Genomic DNA, 16,857 nt, shown 5'->3' with positions numbered 1-16,857 from the left:
CGTCAATATGGCTCATACTGATTTTTCAGTGGGGGATGTCAGAACACAGCTTGCATAATTTTCAAACAATATCCTTAGCTTGTCCTTTTCTCACAGTGAAACCAACACCTGTTGTCTTGGGAGGAAACACGTGAAAGTCGAACTCTATAACTATATTAAAGCGGCGCAGAAAATGAACCGCCGGCAGATGCTCAAGGGCACTGCAGCGGTGGGTGCCGCGGCCATGATGCCGAAATCCGCCTTTGCGGACGGGCACGGAAACGTCCGTGCCGAGATCCTCAAAATTCCGGGCGTCGGCGCTGGCTCGCCTACCGACAGCGACTGGCAGAAGGTCGGCGAAATGTGCCTTGGCGCAACAAAGGAAAATGTCGCCGAAGGAGAGTTCGCAGGTGTTGAACTGACGTTCATGGGCCTGAACAACCAGAACCTGCACAACTTCCTGTTCCGCGGTTTCCTGAAGCCCTGGGAAGCCTACACAGGCGCCAAGATCAACTGGATCGATCTGGCCCAGGCCGATTACAACGCGCGCCTGCAGCAGTCGATTGCGACCGGCACCGTGGACTTTGACATCGTCGAGATGGGCGCACCCTTTGAGGGTGACGTGCTGGGCAAGGGCCTCGCGTCCGAGATGCCCGACTGGGTCAAAGAACAGATCGACATGGATGACTATGTGGACTACCTCAAGGCCCCTGTCGGCACCTGGAATGGCAAGACCTACCGTGTGTCCATTGATGGTGACTGCCATACGTTTGCGTATCGTAAAGACTATTTCGGGGCGGACGGTATCGGCGGTGCCGAAGTGCCGACTACATGGCAGCAGATCAACCAGGTCACCAAGGATCTGGTCGGCAAAGAGGACCCGCTTACGGGCCTGCCCGCGCATGGCTATCTTGATCCGCTCAAAGGCTGGGGCGGTTTCGGGTTCTATTTCCTCGAAAACCGGGCGTCGGCCTATGCTAAGCACCCCAACAGCCCGGCATGGCTCTTTGAGCCGGACACCATGAAGCCCATGGTCAACAATCCGGCCTGGGTGCAGGCGATTCAGGACGTGATGGATCTTATCGAGGCCGGTGCCTATCCGGCGGACCAGATCAACGCTGACCCCGGCACAACCGCGTTCCAGCAGTTCCTCGCAGGCACCGGTTCCATGCTGATGTGGTGGGGCGATGTGGGCTCATCCGCGCGCACCTCGGATACCTCTGTTGTGGGCGATGTGGTCGGCTTCGGGATCAACCCGGCGTCCGAGCGCGTCTACAACGCCCAGGCCGGTGCCTGGGAAGACACCATGAACGAAGCACCCAACATGGCCTACATCGGCTGGGGCGTTTACGTGATGGCCACTGTTGAAGGTGACGAGAAGAAGAAAAAAGCGGCCTGGTCCGCAGCGGCGCATCTGGGCGGCAAGGATCTGTCGCTCTGGGCGTCGGCTTATCCGTCGGGCTTCCAGCCTTACCGGAATTCTCACTTCCAGTTCGAGGAATGGGAAGAGGCAGGCTACGACCGCGCCTATATCGAGGATTACCTCGGTTCCAACGCGGACAGCTACAACCACCCCAACGCTGCGATTGAGCCCCGTATCCCCGGTATCTTCCAGTATTACTCGGTGGCAGAGGACGAGCTGGCCAAGGGCTATGCCGGTCAGTACGGCTCTGCTCAGGAAACGGCAGATGCGATTGCCGCGGCCTGGGAGAAAATCACCGATCAGATCGGGCGTGACAGCCAGATCGCTGTCTACAAGGCCTCTCTGGGTCTCTGACGACAGGTGTTCAGTTGAAAGAGGGCGCGGCCATCCGGTCGCGCCCTTGTCTTTTCTGTGACCCCGTCAGGCCGCAGCCGTCGCCTCGATCTCGAACAACAGACCCGGAATGGCGAGCCGCGAAACGCCGAGCAGGGTCATCGGCGGGGTGTTCCCGGTGGGTCCGAAACGCATGCCCAGAATGTCAAAGTTCTTCAGCGCTTCATCCACATCCGTGGCATAGACGCCAAGCCGGATCACATCGCCCAGTCCCATGCCCGCCTGGCTCAACACAGCTTCGAGGTTATCGAGTGCGAGGCCAATCTGGCCGCGCATATCGCCGGGATGCATCGGGTTGCCTTCGCCGTCGACGCCGGTCTGGCCTGCAACAATCAGCTGCCGGGCAGGGGCTTCGATGATCTCGGCCTGATTGTATCCAAAACGAAGGGACCAGTCCCAGGGGTTCACTGCAGTGCGTTTCATGATCAGAATCTCCTTGATGGGGTGTCTGAGACCTGCCTAAAGTGAAAAGGTGCCAAAATTTGTCACCAAATAGTGCCAGGACGGAAACATGAATATCCGCCTCCGTCATGATGCCATCGTGCGCAGCCTGCGCCGCAGTGGCACCTCAACCGTCGACGCCCTGGCGCAGGAGGTTGGTGCGTCGCGCCGCACAGTGCTGCGAGATATCAGCGATCTGCGCGATCAGGGCTTTGTCATTCACTCTGAACCCGGGCGGGGCGGGGGCCTGCAGCTCGATCCGCAGTCTGTACAGACCACGGCGCGCCTGTCTGTGGCAGAGGTCTTCGCACTGCTGCTCAGCGTGGCCGCGATGCGGGCAGCGCGCAGCCTGCCCTTTGGCGATCTGGCAGATGCGGGGCTGGCGCGTATTGAAAAGGCCCTGCCGTCCGACAAAATCCGCGATTTGCGCCGGCTGCTGGACTGCCTGCATGTGGGCCAGCTCTCCCCGCACCAGGATCTGTCAGACATGGGCACGATGGACTCGGCGCTGTTGCCCGCTTTTGAAACGGCTTTTCTGGAACGCCGCTGCCTGCGGTTCCGCTACCGCGATGCGCGGGGGCGCGTCACGGCGCGTGAGGTCGAACCTCAGGCGATGCTGATCCTGCCCCCACTGTGGTATCTGGTGGCCTGGGACCCTGCGCGTGATGACTTCCGGCACTTCCGCATGGACCGGATCAGCGCGCCGGAAACGCTTGCCGACACGCTGTTCCGCCGCCGGCATGTGCCGTTCGAAGACGATGTCTGTCCCTACAGCGATCTGCCGCAATAAGGCGGCCCGCCGTCAGGGCCAGTTTCTGATATCCGGCTGGGTCAGATGGCCTGCCGGTACGAACCCCATGACTGCACCGTAAAACCCCAGTTCCTGTTCGAGCGACGAAATAATGTTGGGCCGCATCCGGAACCCGTGGCTCTCGCCCTCAAAGAACGTCGATGACACCGGCAACCCGGCCTTGAGCAGCGCATCAATCATGACCTGCGCCTGATCGGGCGGCACAACGGGATCTTCCAGGCCCTGGAAGATGATCATCGGACAGCCGATGTCGCCGACATGAAAGAGCGGCGAACGGGCCTTGAACACCCGGTTGGCGGCAGGCCACGGCCCGACCAGCAGTTCGGCATAATGCGCCTCCAGCTTGTCGGTGTCCGTCGCAATCATCTCCAGGTTCGAGATGCCGTAATAGCTCGCCGCAGCACTCAGCAGGTCGGTAAAGGTCGCCAGTGCCAGCGTTGTATACCCGCCCGAACTGCCGCCCCGGCTGGCGATGCGGTACCGGTCGACACGGTCCGCGGAAATCAGGTGCTGTGCCACAGCCACGCAGTCTTCGGTGTCCACAACGCCCCAGTTGCCGTACATCCGCTGGCGGTACGCCCGCCCGAACCCTGTGCTGCCGCGATAGTTCACATCTGCCACTGCGAAGCCGCGCGAAGTGAAATACTGGATCTGCAGGCTCAGCGCGCTGCCCGCAGCAGCGGTCGGCCCCCCGTGAATAAAGATGATCAGGGGCGGCCGCTCTGTGGGGCTGGCATGAAAATCAGGGTTTGACGGCGGGTAGAAGAACGCATGCGTTTCTTCAGTTCCATCCACGCCCGTGGCGGCGGTGATCGCTTCCGGTGCCGAGATCACGGCCCTGACGTCATCGGACAGGGGGGCACCGGCGGCGCGGATTTCCCGGGGCTCCATGGTGTCCAGATCCAGCCGAACCAGCACCGACAGCGCATCGGGCCGACCGCCGACAAAAGCGGCAAAACCATTGCTGATCTGCAGATGGGAAATTTCCGTCCAGGGCAGATCAATGTCCTGCAGCGCGCCGGTGTCGCAATCCACCAATGCCAGACGGCTCCGCCCCCCGGCACTGTAGCTCAGCAGCATCTGCGTGTCGGAGATGAACCCATAGCCCGAGGTGCCCAGCCGCCACAGCGGTTTTGCGCATTCCCCGGCAATCCGCGTGACCGTTTCAATGCGCCCCTCGCGATACCGGCAGATGTTCCAGTATCGCGTGCCGTCCACCTCCACCCGGTCCGAGGCAAAATAAAGCGTGCCATCCGGTGACCATTTCGGATCGAGGATGGATTCCGAAGAGGTGCGCAGCGCGTCCTGCAGCACCGGGTTAAGGGACGTATCAATCTCAGCTTCGGGCACCGGGTCGCCGGCGATCTTCCGGACGTTGCGCAGACCGCCCTGGACATCCACATCCGCCACCCACAGCTGTGTGCCCTCCCATGGCATCGACGGATAATCCCAGGTGATCCAGCACAGCTTCCTGCCGTCGGCACTCAGTCTGGGGCAGGCATAAAAATCTGCACCTTCGGCCAGCGTCCCTGGCAGTTTCTCTCCGGTCAGATCAATCGCCACCAGGCTCTGTTTGTCCTGGCCGTTGAGTTTTACATCCGCCTGTTCCTGAACCCAGATACCGAACCTGCCATTGTTGTGAATCACCCCGTCCGCATAGCGTGTGCGGACCTGCGGGGTGATCGGGCGCGGCTGCATCCCGGGGGTCTGCGCGTGGATACGCTGGTCTTTTGAGCCCGGAAAATCCGCTGACGCAAAGTTGCTGAACCAGAATGTGCCACCCTGCGCTGCCGCCGCGGCTCCGCCATAGGAATTCACCAGCGTGCGCGCCGAAAACCCGACGGGCGTCAGCGTCTCGGCGGGGTCGGTGCCGTTGCTGCGCATCACGACCGATCGCCCGTTTTCCTCCGGCCGTGTCTCGACCCAGCATACCCATGCACCGTCGGTGAAGACCTGCTCGAACGAGCGGGCGCCAGCGGCAACATCTGCCGCAGAGATCGGCGACACCCAGGCGCCATATGGGGTGAAATCTGCCTGGCTCATCATGGCCTCCTGAACGCATACATCGGTGCCCGGCAGACCTGTGCGAACAGGTGCTCCGGCCACCGGAACGAGTATGTGCGCAGGCGTGCCGCACCGCAAGAACATCGCGCCGGTGCGGGGTCCGTGCAACCGGTGGGTCAGACCAGATGACCGTTATTCCCTGATATTTATGGGATTTCCTGGAAATATCTGGACAGAATGAAAATCGCTTACTACCGTCGGTTAACCTTACGTTAACCATGTTTAAAGACCGGACACGCAATGACACGAGCCCCACTGAGTGACGATCTTCTCCGGGAACTCGGTCAGTATCACCTCAGGGACAAGTCCCGCGAACTTGGACTGAACCGCCCCGGATCACAGGTGCCTGAGACGTGGTTTCTGGGGCCGAAGGCCGAAAACCAGCAGATGATGTCGGACCTCATAGGGCAGGCGCTGGAGGGAAACTATCTCTTCCGCCAGGAATACGCGCCGCACGATCCGCCGATCTTTACGCCTGAGGATATCGACACGAAATCTGCGCCCGACAGGCCACGCGCCGAAGCCTACCACCGGTCCCGGGCTCTGCTGCATGAACGTCTGGACGAACTGACCCGGTATCTCAAGGGCTCGATACCGCTGGCCAGCTACCGCAACCAGTCACATATGTACTGGGATGTCTCGCTGCCGGGCGTGGTCGGCTATATCGCTGCGCTGCTTTACAACCAGAACAATGTCGCGGCCGAAGCCTCGCCCGTGACGACCATGCTCGAGATCAAGGTCTGTGACGATCTCTGCCGCATGCTGGGCTATCACATTCCAAACCAAACGCAGATCCGCGACGGCGCGCTCAAACCCTGGGGGCACATTACCTGTGATGGTTCGGTGGCCAATGCCGAAAGCATCTGGGCCGCGCGCAACGCGAAATATCTGCCGGTGGCCCTGGCCGCAGCCATCCGGACCGAAGACGTCATGGCACCTGCCCGGAACCTGACGGTCCGGCTGCTCGACGGCAAACGCCGGCGCCTGCTGGACCTTGATGCCTGGCAGTTGCTGAACCTGCCGCTGGACGAGGTGATCGGCCTCACGCCTCGCATCACCAAAGCCACCGGCATCGCGACAGAGGTGATCACCGGAGTTCTTGCGTCGTATTCCGTGCAGTCTGTCGGACTGGTTGAATTCCACCGCCGTTTCCTGCCGGACACGCCACCACCTGTGTTGCTGGCACCGTCGCCCGCGCATTATTCCTGGCCCAAGGGGCTGGCACTTGTGGGCTCGGGCCGCAACGCCATGCGGGTGATCCGGGTCGATCTGGACGCGCGCATGTGCATGGTCGATCTGCGCGCGACGCTGGATCAGTGCCTGGCGGAGGGACAGCCGGTCATGGAGGTTGTTGCGGTCATCGGCACGACCGAGGAAAGTGCCGTCGACCCGCTGCACGACATCCTGGAAATCCGCGACGAATACCGCCAGCTCGGGATGGAATTCTCGGTGCATGCTGATGCCGCATGGGGGGGCTATTTCGCCTCCATGCTGCATGAGGCTGAGGTCTTTGAGGACGAAACCGACGTGCCGGAATTCTCCGACACCGACAAAGCCGAGGACGATGCCGCCGAGGCATTCCGTGACGAGGTGCGCCGCATCATCCGCGAGGATATCTTCACCTATGACGGTATCGCGGCTGGTATGCACATGAACGACTATGTCATGCGCCAGTATCGCGCGCTGGGCCGCGCGGATACGATCACCGTCGATCCGCACAAAGCGGGTTTCATTCCCTATCCGGCGGGCGCGCTCTGTTACCGCAATGGCGCGATGCGCGACCTGATCGCGTTCACGGCACCGGTTGTCTATCACGGTGGCATGGACCCCACGACCGGTGTCTACGGCATCGAAGGGTCGAAACCCGGGGCGGCCGCCGCTGCGGTCTGGCTCTCGCACAGCGTGATCCGAACGGATCAGTCAGGCTACGGCCGCCTGCTCGGGCGCTGTATTTTCAACAGCAAACGCCTTTATGCGGCGCTCTTTGAGATGGATGCGGATCATCCCACCATATCTGTGACCCCGCTCCAGCGGCTGCCGGCGGAAAAGGCGGGCGGCACGCAATACGAGATCAACGCGCAGAAACAGGTCCTCGCACGCCGCGTGGCCCCCCGGTCGAACGAACAGCTGCTTGAAATTTTCAGAACCCGTCCCGAGGTGTTTGAGCTCTTCCGGGAGGCGGGCTCGGATCAGAGCATCGTGACCTATGCACTCAACTTCCGCACCGGCGAAGGGCTGAACACCAGCCTCGATCTGATGAACGAAATGAATGCGGACATCTTTTCCCAGCTCAGCCTGCAGTCTTTCAACGGCGGGCACGTGCCGCATGCGGAGATGTTTGTGACCTCCTCCGAATTTGACCCGGCTACCTTCGGGCAGGACTTTGTCGACCACTATGCGCAGCGTTGTGGTGTGGTGCCCGAACCCGGCAAAAGCCTCTTTTATCTCATCTCGACCACCCAGAATCCCTGGCTGACCGAGACGGTGCACAATCACAAAGCGGAAAACGGCAACATGCTGCCCGAAGTGATGAAGGCGCTGGCGCGCGCCGCTGAAAAATCGGCCGCAAAAGTAATCAGAAGACATGGGCTGAGTATGCCGGGCTGACCGGCTGACGCTGACGGAAGGAAAGACCTTGGATCACACAGACTACAAAGCCTCCGGCGGCAATATGAACCTGCCGAAATATGTGACCAACATGCCGCATCAGCATGCGCTGATACTGGTCGGATCCGAGACGATCTATGGCGTGCACATGACCCAGTATCATCACGAAGAGCACAAGTATCAGATGATCCTTGAGCTTGAGTTGCCGGAACCGGCCAGAAAAGAGTACCTGCGCATGCGCAAGACCTGGCCCGAGATGCCGCTGGTCCTGTGCAATGACGTGAATGACCCGCTGATGGTACCGGATCTGGGCGGCGGCACCCGCCAGGATTTCGCGGCAAACTTTTTTCCCGGTCTCTTCCCGCTCGACCAGCTCAAGCCCGGCGAAGAGGAGAGCATGCATTTCTTCCCGTGGTCGGCGGACATCATGAAACCCGTGATGCCTGAACCCTTTGAAGTGAGCGTCAGAAGGGTGGTTCTCTTCCGCCCGTTCAATCACCAGGAGCTCCTGCCGCAATATGCCAACTACCTGATCTGGGGCGAGGGGGAGGAGGCCCATATGACGCACCTGCAGACCGCGCATATGGCCAGCAATAAATACGACGCACCTGCCTTCGGGCCCGACTACGATCATATCATGTCGCTGAAACATGCGCCGGACTGGGTGCACCCCTCGCTGCTGCGGGCGGGCATCACGGTCAGCGTGCCGTCCATCCGGCTGCGTGCTGCGGGCAAAAAACGCCGGGTGTCGCTGCCGACACTGCGGCCCTTCCGGTACAAACAGAAGTTCGAGGTGCTCTATCGCGGGATCGGTCAGCCGTACAAAGCGCGGGCCGGGTATACGTTTGTCTTCGGGCCGCAGGTTTCCACCAGCCCTGCAATCATGCCGGTGCCGGACATGTCGCTGCCCGGGGCGGAAGACCCGGAACGGACGATGTTCATGAAAGAGGCGCCCATGGAATACTGGGCGGATCAGCGCAAGACCTCCAACCTGAAGGATGAGATCGGCAATGAGTGATACCGACATGCAGACCGGCAATGAGGAGCTTTGGAAACAGATCTTCGGCGAGGGCCACCCGCTGCTGGTGAAAAAACAGAAACGCTTTCTGAAATGGCCCAACGATCCGCGTTGCAAGCTGTGCTATGCGCCGTTCGCCGGGCTCGGCGGGTTTCTGGTTCGTCTGGGCGGGCTCGTACCATCGGACCGCAACCCGCATTACTGCAACAAATGCGATGGCTTCCTTCAAGCTTTCCCGGGTGGGGCAGAGGTCGATATGACCGTGCTGATCCTGGACATCCGCGGGTCGGTGGATCTGTCGGGGCGTATATCGCCCAAACAGTTTGCCGATACAGTCAACCGGATGCGCGAGGTCACAAGCGGGGTTCTCGCAGAGAACGAAGGTTTCATTCTGGAGTTCCAGGGCGACTCTGTGGTTGCTGTGTTCCCGCCCGGGTTCACCGGGGCGAACCATGCGGAAATGGGCATCGCTGCCGCGAAGGGAATCCTGAAAAAATCGCTGACCATTGATGGCACCGACGAGCCGCTTGCCATCGGCATCGGTGTGCACACCGGTCCGGTCTATATCTGCACGGTCTCGGCCGCAGGTGGCAACATGCAGGGTGTGAGCATCTTCGGACAGAGCGTCAATTTCGTGGCCCGGCTGTCCGCCTCAGCAACCGCGGGGCAGGCGCTGATCAGCCCGGACACCTATGCCGCCGCCGGGATCGACATGCCGCAGGGCGATATCGTCGAGGTGGATCTCAAAGGGATCGAGGGGACATCGCAGGCCGTGTTGCTGAGCTGACCGCTGGCCCGCGCCGGCAATGGTTAACAAAGGGGGCCGTGCGCTGGATTAACGGGGTCCCTTACCGATCAGGGCACCGACAAAATACCGACGTTATACCGACGTAAAACCGACGTCGGTTTTGCCCGTAAAATATGGAGTTTTGGCACGAGGCCGGTCCGGCCCCCGAACCGCACCGTGCGCCCGGTTTACCACTCCCCGTGCGGGCGGGCACATTCATGCTTAACAGGTGCCGCGGCGGGCGTTAACATCTCAGTATGAGTATGACTGAAGGCGACCTTCTCCACACAGTGACGGCCGACAACATTTCCGAGGCGCGCAGGCGTTTCGGCAAGACCATCGTCTGGGGCTCCGCGCTGCTGGTGGTGGTGCTAGCGGTCTGGCAGATGGCCTTTGAAACAGGGCGCATCGCCACAGGTTTCGAAACCTGGCGGCCGGTGCTTTACGCTTACATGCTCTGGGCCACAGCGCTCTGTGCGGCTCAGGTGATCGTCAACGGAGAGAAGGGCAAGCGCACACTTTTTGTCCTTCCCGCAGCCCTCTTCGTGATCAGCCTCGTGGTTTTCCCGCTGCTCTTTGCACTCTATATCTCCTTCACCGACTGGAACCTCGCCTCCCCCGATGGCCCGCAACCCAATGGCTGGGACAACATGCGCCAGATGTGGGGGGATGGGTTTTACTGGAACGCCCTGAAAAATATGGTGTATTACGTGCTGGCGGTCAGTGTGGAATATGTCGTCGCCTTCGGCCTGGCCCTGTTGCTGAATGCCCAGATCAGGGCGCGCAAGTTCTTCCGTGTGGTGTTTCTGCTGCCTCTCATGCTCAGTCCCGTGGCCGTGTCCTGGATGATCGGCAAGTCCATGCTGGAGATCCGTTTCGGCCCGATCAGCCGCCTCCTGCGTGAAATGGGGATCGAGCCCAGTTTCTTTGGCACCCCCGAGATCGCGCGTTTCATGATCATGGCGATGGACGCCTGGACCTTCATTCCCTTTATGATGATCATGCTGCTTGCGGGGCTGCAGGCCCTGCCGCGTGAAGTGATTGAGGCCTCAAAGGTCGACGGTGCCACCGGCTGGCAAAGCTTCCGGGAGGTGATTTTCCCGCTCATGCTGCCGGTCTCGGTGACGGCCATCGTGATCCGCATCATCTTCAAGCTGAAGCTTGCGGACATCATCATCAACGTGACCTCCGGCGGACCGGGCGGTGCTACCGACAGTGTGACCAGCTTCATTTTCCGTGAATACCGGGATCGGTCCAATGTTGGCTACGGAACACTTCTGGCCATCGTCTATCTCGTGCTGATCATCATATTTGTCACGCTGCTGCTCAAACTGGTCAGCCGCTGGATGGAGCGCCCCGCATGACCGCTGTTTTCAAAGATCATGATGCAGATAAGCGCGTAAAAACAAAGTGGTGGGCGAGCCGTGTCGCGATCTATGCGGCCCTGCTGACGTGGGCCGTTGTCTGCCTCTTTCCGATCTTCTGGACCATCACGACCTCCTTCAAACTGGCGCCGGATGTGATGCGCGGCAACCTTATCCCCTGGGTGGATTTCACCCCGCGCTGGAAAGGCTGGGAGAGCATCGGGCTCTCACCGCGCCTCATCGGCGAGGTTTCCACCGTGCGCGAAGAGTTCCTCAAACGCTTCTGGAACAGCGCCATCGTTTCGATCTCCGCATCCACTCTTGCCGTGGTGATGGGCTCTCTTGCAGCATACGGGTTGTCACGGTTCAGCTACCGTTTCGGGTTCATGCGCAATTCTGATATCTCTTTCTTCTTTCTCAGCCAGATGATCCTGCCGCCTGTAGTGCTCGCCCTGCCGTTTCTGGTGCTCTACAAATCGCTCAACCTGCTCGACAGCCGCGTGGGTCTGATCCTGCTCTACACGCTGATGGTGCTGCCCATCGTCATCTGGATCATGCGGGATCAGTTTCAGGGCATCCCGGTCGAACTTGAAGAGGCAGCCCTGGTGGACGGTCTGGGCATCTGGGGCGCGTTCATGCAGATCGTGCTGCCCATTGCGCTGCCAGGCATGGTCGCAGCCTTCATCCTCAGCCTTGTTCTGTGCTGGAACGAATACTTTTTTGCGGCACTTCTGACAGCGACGAACGCGACGACCCTGCCGGTGATGGTCGCGTCGCAAACAGGCTCACAGGGGATTAACTGGTGGTCCATGGCAGCCCTCTCCTCGGCGGCTATTCTGCCTCTGGTGATCGTCGCTATCTTCCTTGAGAAATACATCATCAAAGGCATGGCAGCCGGCGCGGTGAAGTAACAAACCGGTCCACGATGTGGCCAGGCTGCGATGCACAGACGATCAGTTCAGAACAAGCGCCTACGTTGTGGGGACAACGGCGCGCGCAGGGCCGCCCTTTGCAGGGCGGCACCGGCAAACGCTGGGATAACAGACACATGCGGCTGTTTGGCTTTGACAGCTTTTCTCAGCCTATTACTCTTGCGCCATGATTTTTGAGTTTGACGGTTTCCGCCTCGATACGGAGCGTGTGGAACTACGCGGACCTGACGGGCCTGTCCCGCTGGAGCCAAAGAGTTTTGCGCTGCTGAAACTGTTGGTCGGAGAACGTCACCGGGCGGTATCGAAAGAGGAAATTTTCGAAAAGGTCTGGCCCGGCGTTTTCGTGACGGATGCCTCGCTGTCCACGGCGATACGCCAGATCAGACGCGCGCTGAAGGATGACGGCGATCTGCAGAAGGCGATCAGAACCGTACGGGGGCACGGGTTTCGATTTGTTGCTGAAACGCGTGAAACCGGTGTGGCTCTACCAACAAGCGGTGATCATGCTGTTGCCACGCAGCCGCAGGGCGACGCCGGGCGACCTACGATTGCTATCCGGCCTTTCCGGCTGCTGGCTGGCAGCAGCGAATACGAGGCCATTGCCGAAGCAATTCCGGCCGAGCTGATTGCCACACTGTCCCGGTTGCGCTGGCTGAAAGTCATCGCGCGCGCATCCAGTTTTCAGTTCGCACCGGCCAACGCGGATCTCGCCGGCATGGGTGAAACGCTGGGCGCACGGTTCGTCGTCTCTGGCATTGTGGAGCATCTTGGCCGCACAATCGCCATCTCCGTTGACGTGTCTGACACGCGGTCAGGCGAGGTGATCTGGAGCAACCGGCTGACCGGAACCATCGACACTGTTTTCGCGATGCGCGAAGAGATTGCCCGTGATCTTGCGACCATGATGGAACTGCGCCTTCCGCAGCATGCGGCTTCAATGCTGGCGCATGTGCCGTCTGACAACCTGGATGCCTGGGATCACTACCATCTCGCAGTGCGCCATATGTACCGCTACAACAAGCGCGACAATGACATCGCGGCGGGCCATTTTCAGAGGGCCCTGACGCTGGATCCGTCGTTTGCCAGAGCGTCCAGCGGGCTGTCCTACACGGAATTCCAGAATGCTTTCCAACACTTTGGATCCGACGGAAATGACCACCGGGCACTCGCGCTGAGCCATGCCGAGCAGGCCATGACACTGGATCCGCTCGATCCTTTCTGCAACCTGATGTACGGGCGGGTAAAATGGCTTCTGGGCGATCCCGAAGACGCCCTGAACTGGGTGAACAATGCTATCGGGATCAACCCGAATTATGCATTCGGGTACTTTAACCGGGCCACACTTCAGAACGCCTTGTGCAACGGAGCCGGGGCCGAAGAAAACGCGACGATTGCCGTTCAGCTGAGCCCGATTGATCCGCATCTTCAGTCGATGTACGGCACCCGGGCCTTTGCTGCGTTTATCTCGGGCGACCGGACGTCTGCGATCCACTTTGCCGAACGTGCGGTGAACGCGCCCAATCCGCATCTCTACGTCTATACCATCGCCGCGCTGATCTTTGACGAAAGCGGTGCGCAGGACAGGGCGCGCCGCTGTATCGAAACCGTGCGGGCAAAGAATGCATCCTTCGGCCGGGCAGATTTTCTCAGGCACTACGCGATGCAGGGCGATCCGGTTCTGAAGGCCCGCCTGTCGGGCACGCTGAGCCGTCTGGGTCTCTAAGATTGTCGGACAGGGCAGGGCCCGGCAGGGTGACGCACCGGGCGAACATCTCATTAATGCGGTCCGGATGCGTTGTCGGGGCCATGTGACCCAGACCCGGCGCGTGCAGAATCTGAGCGTGCGGATGCCTGCGCAGAAGGTCATCGCTCATTTTCCGGATAACACCGGGTGATGCGCTCCCCAGGATCAGATGCATCGGCCCCCCGAATGTTGCCGCAGGCGCGATCCAGTCCCCAGCCGTCATCTGCCGGAAATCCCGCCTGACTTCTTCTGCCAGAGCCATCTGTGCGCGGCGTGCATTCGGGGACAGCTGATCCCAAAGGTGCGGGGTGCCCCAATAGTTCACAAATGCCTGCATCAGCCTGTCGGGTGTGCTGTGCCTGTGCGTTTGCCACAGCTGCCAGAGTTCTTCCGGCAGCCATCCGTGCGAACGGGCGTCTGTCACAGGAACCACCGGATCGTAGATTGTCAGGCTGTTGACCTCGTTTGGCAGGGCATTTGCAAGTTTCACGGCGATCGCGGCCCCGAATGAATGTGCTACCAGATCGACCGGTGCGGACTGCCGCCGCACAATGTCGGTGAAAAACGCGAGCCGCTCCGGCGCGTCGGCAGAGGGAACGCAGGGAGCCATGATCCTGCGTTCCGGCAGCCGGTCCCTCAGGCCATTCCACTGCCGTCCGGACCCGGCTGAGCCGTGAATCGCCAGCACGGCGGGCAGAGGTGCCTGCTTCACAGGTGCGCCTCCCCGTTCCGTCCGGCGGCTGCCCGGCGCCGGATGCCCGCCATCAGACCAATCGCTGTGCTCAGCAGCACCATGCCAGCCGGCAGCGGAACCGGCGAGATGTCAGTTGTTTCATCGATCAGGCTGATACCTTCGCCGGCGATCGTCAGTTGACCTGCCAGTTCAGCTTCGGCAGCAAAGAAGCTCTGTTGCGGCTCCCGTGGGATGGTGAAGCCTGGGAAATCGCCGGCACTGGCCGTACCCGAAAACTGAAGGCGGATCAGATCACCGTCCCGGACATCAAAGGACCGTTCAACACTCTCGGAAAACCTTACGCCGTCAGCACCGAAAAGCTGGGAACCGGGACCAAGATTGGAGATGGCTTCAGTGATCACCGTATCAGGCAGGATCAACGTGAAAGCCGTATGTACACCGGCTAGGGACAGATTGTCATCGCGATCCGTCAAGGCATCGAAAAGGCCGGACAGGTACAGCGCGACCTGCAGTATTCCATCACCCTGCACGGTGAATTCGCGGTACATTGAGAAGTAGGAGCGTGACCAGTAAGCTTCCTTCTGTCCGTTGCCAAAATTCGACGCCTGCGCAGACAGGTCAAAAGACTGTTCGGCATAGTCCACCTTTGTGTTGGCCGAGGTCTGCCCAAAGGCGGAGGCAAATTGTGCACCGACATTTGCGGCCGTTGCGTCGGAGCTGTCGAAGCTTGTCTGGTTGCGTTCTCCCTCGAAGACGCCGTCTACTGTGTGAGCGGCTGTTGCCCAGGCGTTGACTGTGCCGGCTATACCGGCCAGCGGCAGGCAGGTCATAACACCTGCGAAAATGATGTATCTGAACATAATAATCTTTCTTTGCTGCGGGGCGTCGTGTTCAGGCGCCCGGATGAGCGGGCCGCAGCCCGGGTTTTGGGATGAAAAGGTATTGTTGAGCGCTGTTCTGCTGCCCGCCCGCTGCAGAAAATGGGCGGGCAGTTGCCGATCACGGGCTGGCAGGCTTCAGGCGCTGGCCCGGGATAGGAAACAGCATCGGAACGGTGCGCTGATAGGCGCGGTAGCGTTCGCCAAAAGTGCGCACCAGCGCGCGTTCCTCAAAGTAGAGACCCACAAAAATGTAGGCTGTCATGGAACCCGCAAAGAGCAGATGGCCAAAGGTCATATGCGGTGTTGCAAAGACCAGAATAATCACACCCAGCTGCATCGGATGCCTGACGATGCGGTAAAGCGCTGGGGTGCGGAATTCGGACTCTGGCATGTCGGCGCGACGCAGGTGGGTCCAGACCTGGCGCAGACCGAACAACTCGAAATGATCAATCAGGAACGTGGACCAGAGCACCAGGCCCGCGCCGATACCGAACAGAACATAGGCGAAAAGAGCGGCTGCGCCCTCCACCTGCCAGAGCGTGCCGGGCAGGGCCTGCCACTGCCACATGGCCAGCGCCAGACACAGGCTTGACTGTACCACATACGTACTGCGCTCGGCAGCCTGCGGCAGAACTCTGAGCAGAACCGCCTTGACCCTGTCGCGAGCAAGCAGGCTGTGAAAGAAGCCGAACAGCGCAATCAGCCCGATGTTGATGCAAAGCGCATTTTCGGGGCCAGTATCACTCAGGCTTTCCGAATTGATCCCCTTGGGCACCAGAAAGCTCAGGAGGAAACCGGCCATATAGGAAAACACAACGAGGAAAAGAACGTATGCGGCAATGCCGTAAGCAAATATGATGGCGCGTTTCATTGTGGTGCTCGCGAAGGTTGAGTCGCGCCGTGTACGGGCCCCACAGGTGTCGCTTGCCGGAATGGATTGGTCATTTGTATCTCCGTTTTCTGAAAACTGCATTGTGGCCGGATCGCGTGAACGGCCTGATGCGGGCTTTCTGGAGTGAATTCCGATTGCCTGCTTGAAGCTCATCTGAAGATTGTCTGAAGACGTGCAGAACCAGCGGCTCTCAGGAACCTGAAAGGCGGACGACCGGCGTGTGGTCCAGAGACTTACTCTGTACGGAAAGCTGACCAGGCTTCTGCGACCCGGACGCGGTCCCGCTCATTCCGGCATTTCCATGTCCGTGTCTCGCCAGCCTGGTCGAAAACCTCTGAGATTCTGGCGCGGAATGCCGGTGCCCTTCTGAGGCTGCGCAGGGCGAACCTGTATTGCTGCAACGGCCAGTCCGTGTTGCCGGGCGGCAGTTCCGGTCGTGTCTTTCCGCGGTATTTCCACGGGCGGATCAGGAGCCGCCACGCCCTGATCAGTTCCGGTGGGTCCAGCCACACCAGAGCGTCCGCGGCTGTGGCCGCCTGATGTAAAAGGGACGGCCCTCCCTCAAGAATCCAGGCGGGTCCGGCGATGATTTCAGCAAGCCTGTCGTCCGTTTCCGACCTGGGTCTTTGCTGCCAGTTGGTCGTCAGTTTGATCGCATCGAAACAGATCACAGGAATGTCCGGCCGCGCACGCGCCAGCCTTGCGGCAAAATGGCTTTTCCCGGCGCCGTTGGCCCCTGTGACGATGATTTTTCTCAACCGGCATCCGCTTTCAGAAAAGTGGTGCAGGCACTCTACTGTCATTGGGCGCAGCGACCAACGGTAAGC

Annotated in this window: 14 protein-coding genes; 8 read left to right on the top strand and 6 right to left on the bottom strand. The window is 60.2% G+C overall.

The genetic code is table 11. The annotated features are described in order from the left end of the window. The first annotated feature begins 130 nt into the window (after nucleotides 1-130). On the top strand, nucleotides 131-1,756 hold the full coding sequence (locus ACZ1HA_RS12575) for an extracellular solute-binding protein (RefSeq protein WP_375230222.1): 1,626 nt from the start codon (nucleotides 131-133) through the stop codon (nucleotides 1,754-1,756). Nucleotides 1,757-1,822: 66 nt separating this feature from the next. On the opposite strand, the gene ACZ1HA_RS12570 is transcribed toward ACZ1HA_RS12575, so the two are convergent. Continuing rightward, nucleotides 1,823-2,218, bottom strand: a complete 396-nt coding sequence (locus tag ACZ1HA_RS12570) for a RidA family protein (protein WP_375230223.1) — start codon at nucleotides 2,216-2,218, stop codon at nucleotides 1,823-1,825. An 88-nt stretch (nucleotides 2,219-2,306) separates the two neighbouring features. On the opposite strand from ACZ1HA_RS12570, the gene ACZ1HA_RS12565 reads away from it, so the two are divergent. Further along, nucleotides 2,307-3,026, top strand: coding sequence for a helix-turn-helix transcriptional regulator (locus tag ACZ1HA_RS12565; protein WP_472714111.1), 720 nt, complete (start codon nucleotides 2,307-2,309; stop codon nucleotides 3,024-3,026). A gap of 12 nt (nucleotides 3,027-3,038) precedes the next feature. On the opposite strand, the gene ACZ1HA_RS12560 is transcribed toward ACZ1HA_RS12565, so the two are convergent. After that, on the bottom strand, nucleotides 3,039-5,090 hold the full coding sequence (locus tag ACZ1HA_RS12560) for a S9 family peptidase (protein ID WP_472714110.1): 2,052 nt from the start codon (nucleotides 5,088-5,090) through the stop codon (nucleotides 3,039-3,041). A gap of 261 nt (nucleotides 5,091-5,351) precedes the next feature. Between ACZ1HA_RS12560 and ACZ1HA_RS12555 the strand changes: the two genes are divergently transcribed. The 6 genes from ACZ1HA_RS12555 (at nucleotide 5,352) to ACZ1HA_RS12530 (ending at nucleotide 13,542) form a co-directional block, all read left to right on the top strand. Further along, entirely contained in the window at nucleotides 5,352-7,718 is a 2,367-nt protein-coding gene (locus ACZ1HA_RS12555) for a pyridoxal phosphate-dependent decarboxylase family protein (protein ID WP_472714109.1), read from the top strand. Nucleotides 7,719-7,746: 28 nt separating this feature from the next. Then, nucleotides 7,747-8,736 (top strand): hypothetical protein, encoded by a 990-nt coding sequence (locus ACZ1HA_RS12550; RefSeq protein ID WP_472714108.1) that lies wholly within the window; start codon nucleotides 7,747-7,749, stop codon nucleotides 8,734-8,736. Then, nucleotides 8,729-9,523, top strand: a complete 795-nt coding sequence (locus ACZ1HA_RS12545; RefSeq protein ID WP_472714107.1) for an adenylate/guanylate cyclase domain-containing protein — start codon at nucleotides 8,729-8,731, stop codon at nucleotides 9,521-9,523. Before ACZ1HA_RS12550 ends, ACZ1HA_RS12545 begins: the two co-directional genes overlap by 8 nt. A gap of 257 nt (nucleotides 9,524-9,780) precedes the next feature. Continuing rightward, a complete protein-coding gene (locus ACZ1HA_RS12540; protein ID WP_472714106.1) occupies nucleotides 9,781-10,887 on the top strand; it encodes a carbohydrate ABC transporter permease in 1,107 nt (368 codons plus the stop codon). Continuing rightward, nucleotides 10,884-11,798 (top strand): carbohydrate ABC transporter permease, encoded by a 915-nt coding sequence (locus ACZ1HA_RS12535; protein WP_375230230.1) that lies wholly within the window; start codon nucleotides 10,884-10,886, stop codon nucleotides 11,796-11,798. Before ACZ1HA_RS12540 ends, ACZ1HA_RS12535 begins: the two co-directional genes overlap by 4 nt. Nucleotides 11,799-11,985: 187 nt before the next feature. Beyond that, nucleotides 11,986-13,542, top strand: coding sequence for a winged helix-turn-helix domain-containing tetratricopeptide repeat protein (locus ACZ1HA_RS12530; protein ID WP_472714105.1), 1,557 nt, complete (start codon nucleotides 11,986-11,988; stop codon nucleotides 13,540-13,542). Here ACZ1HA_RS12530 and ACZ1HA_RS12525 read toward each other — a convergent pair. The 4 genes from ACZ1HA_RS12525 to ACZ1HA_RS12510 all read right to left on the bottom strand — a co-directional run bounded on the left by ACZ1HA_RS12525 (nucleotide 13,466) and on the right by ACZ1HA_RS12510 (nucleotide 16,788). Then, on the bottom strand, nucleotides 13,466-14,275 hold the full coding sequence (locus tag ACZ1HA_RS12525) for an alpha/beta fold hydrolase (protein ID WP_472714104.1): 810 nt from the start codon (nucleotides 14,273-14,275) through the stop codon (nucleotides 13,466-13,468). The genes ACZ1HA_RS12530 and ACZ1HA_RS12525 overlap by 77 nt on opposite strands. Then, nucleotides 14,272-15,117, bottom strand: coding sequence for a VPLPA-CTERM sorting domain-containing protein (locus tag ACZ1HA_RS12520; protein WP_472714103.1), 846 nt, complete (start codon nucleotides 15,115-15,117; stop codon nucleotides 14,272-14,274). The genes ACZ1HA_RS12525 and ACZ1HA_RS12520 overlap by 4 nt, the downstream gene beginning before the upstream one ends. Nucleotides 15,118-15,256: 139 nt before the next feature. Continuing rightward, nucleotides 15,257-16,009 (bottom strand): methyltransferase family protein, encoded by a 753-nt coding sequence (locus ACZ1HA_RS12515; RefSeq protein ID WP_472714102.1) that lies wholly within the window; start codon nucleotides 16,007-16,009, stop codon nucleotides 15,257-15,259. A 254-nt stretch (nucleotides 16,010-16,263) separates the two neighbouring features. Then, nucleotides 16,264-16,788: a P-loop NTPase family protein gene (locus ACZ1HA_RS12510; protein ID WP_472714101.1), complete on the bottom strand. Its 525-nt coding sequence runs from the start codon at nucleotides 16,786-16,788 to the stop codon at nucleotides 16,264-16,266. Nucleotides 16,789-16,857: the final 69 nt, after the last annotated feature.

The sequence above is a fragment of the Roseobacter sp. S87 genome, from assembly GCF_055693285.1.
This window is presented reverse-complemented; position numbering and strand designations above follow the sequence as displayed.

Excerpts from the sequence above, each read along its gene's own strand:
- ACZ1HA_RS12565 (WP_472714111.1), top strand. The coding sequence starts at position 2,307 with ATGAATATCCGCCTCCGTCATGATGCCATCGTGCGCAGCCTGCGCCGC.
- ACZ1HA_RS12530 (WP_472714105.1), top strand. The coding sequence starts at position 11,986 with ATGATTTTTGAGTTTGACGGTTTCCGCCTCGATACGGAGCGTGTGGAA.
- ACZ1HA_RS12515 (WP_472714102.1), bottom strand. The coding sequence starts at position 16,009 with ATGAAACGCGCCATCATATTTGCTTACGGCATTGCCGCATACGTTCTT.
- ACZ1HA_RS12545 (WP_472714107.1), top strand. The coding sequence starts at position 8,729 with ATGAGTGATACCGACATGCAGACCGGCAATGAGGAGCTTTGGAAACAG.
- ACZ1HA_RS12570 (WP_375230223.1), bottom strand. The coding sequence starts at position 2,218 with ATGAAACGCACTGCAGTGAACCCCTGGGACTGGTCCCTTCGTTTTGGA.
- ACZ1HA_RS12535 (WP_375230230.1), top strand. The coding sequence starts at position 10,884 with ATGACCGCTGTTTTCAAAGATCATGATGCAGATAAGCGCGTAAAAACA.
- ACZ1HA_RS12540 (WP_472714106.1), top strand. The coding sequence starts at position 9,781 with ATGAGTATGACTGAAGGCGACCTTCTCCACACAGTGACGGCCGACAAC.
- ACZ1HA_RS12555 (WP_472714109.1), top strand. The coding sequence starts at position 5,352 with ATGACACGAGCCCCACTGAGTGACGATCTTCTCCGGGAACTCGGTCAG.
- ACZ1HA_RS12560 (WP_472714110.1), bottom strand. The coding sequence starts at position 5,090 with ATGAGCCAGGCAGATTTCACCCCATATGGCGCCTGGGTGTCGCCGATC.
- ACZ1HA_RS12520 (WP_472714103.1), bottom strand. The coding sequence starts at position 15,117 with ATGTTCAGATACATCATTTTCGCAGGTGTTATGACCTGCCTGCCGCTG.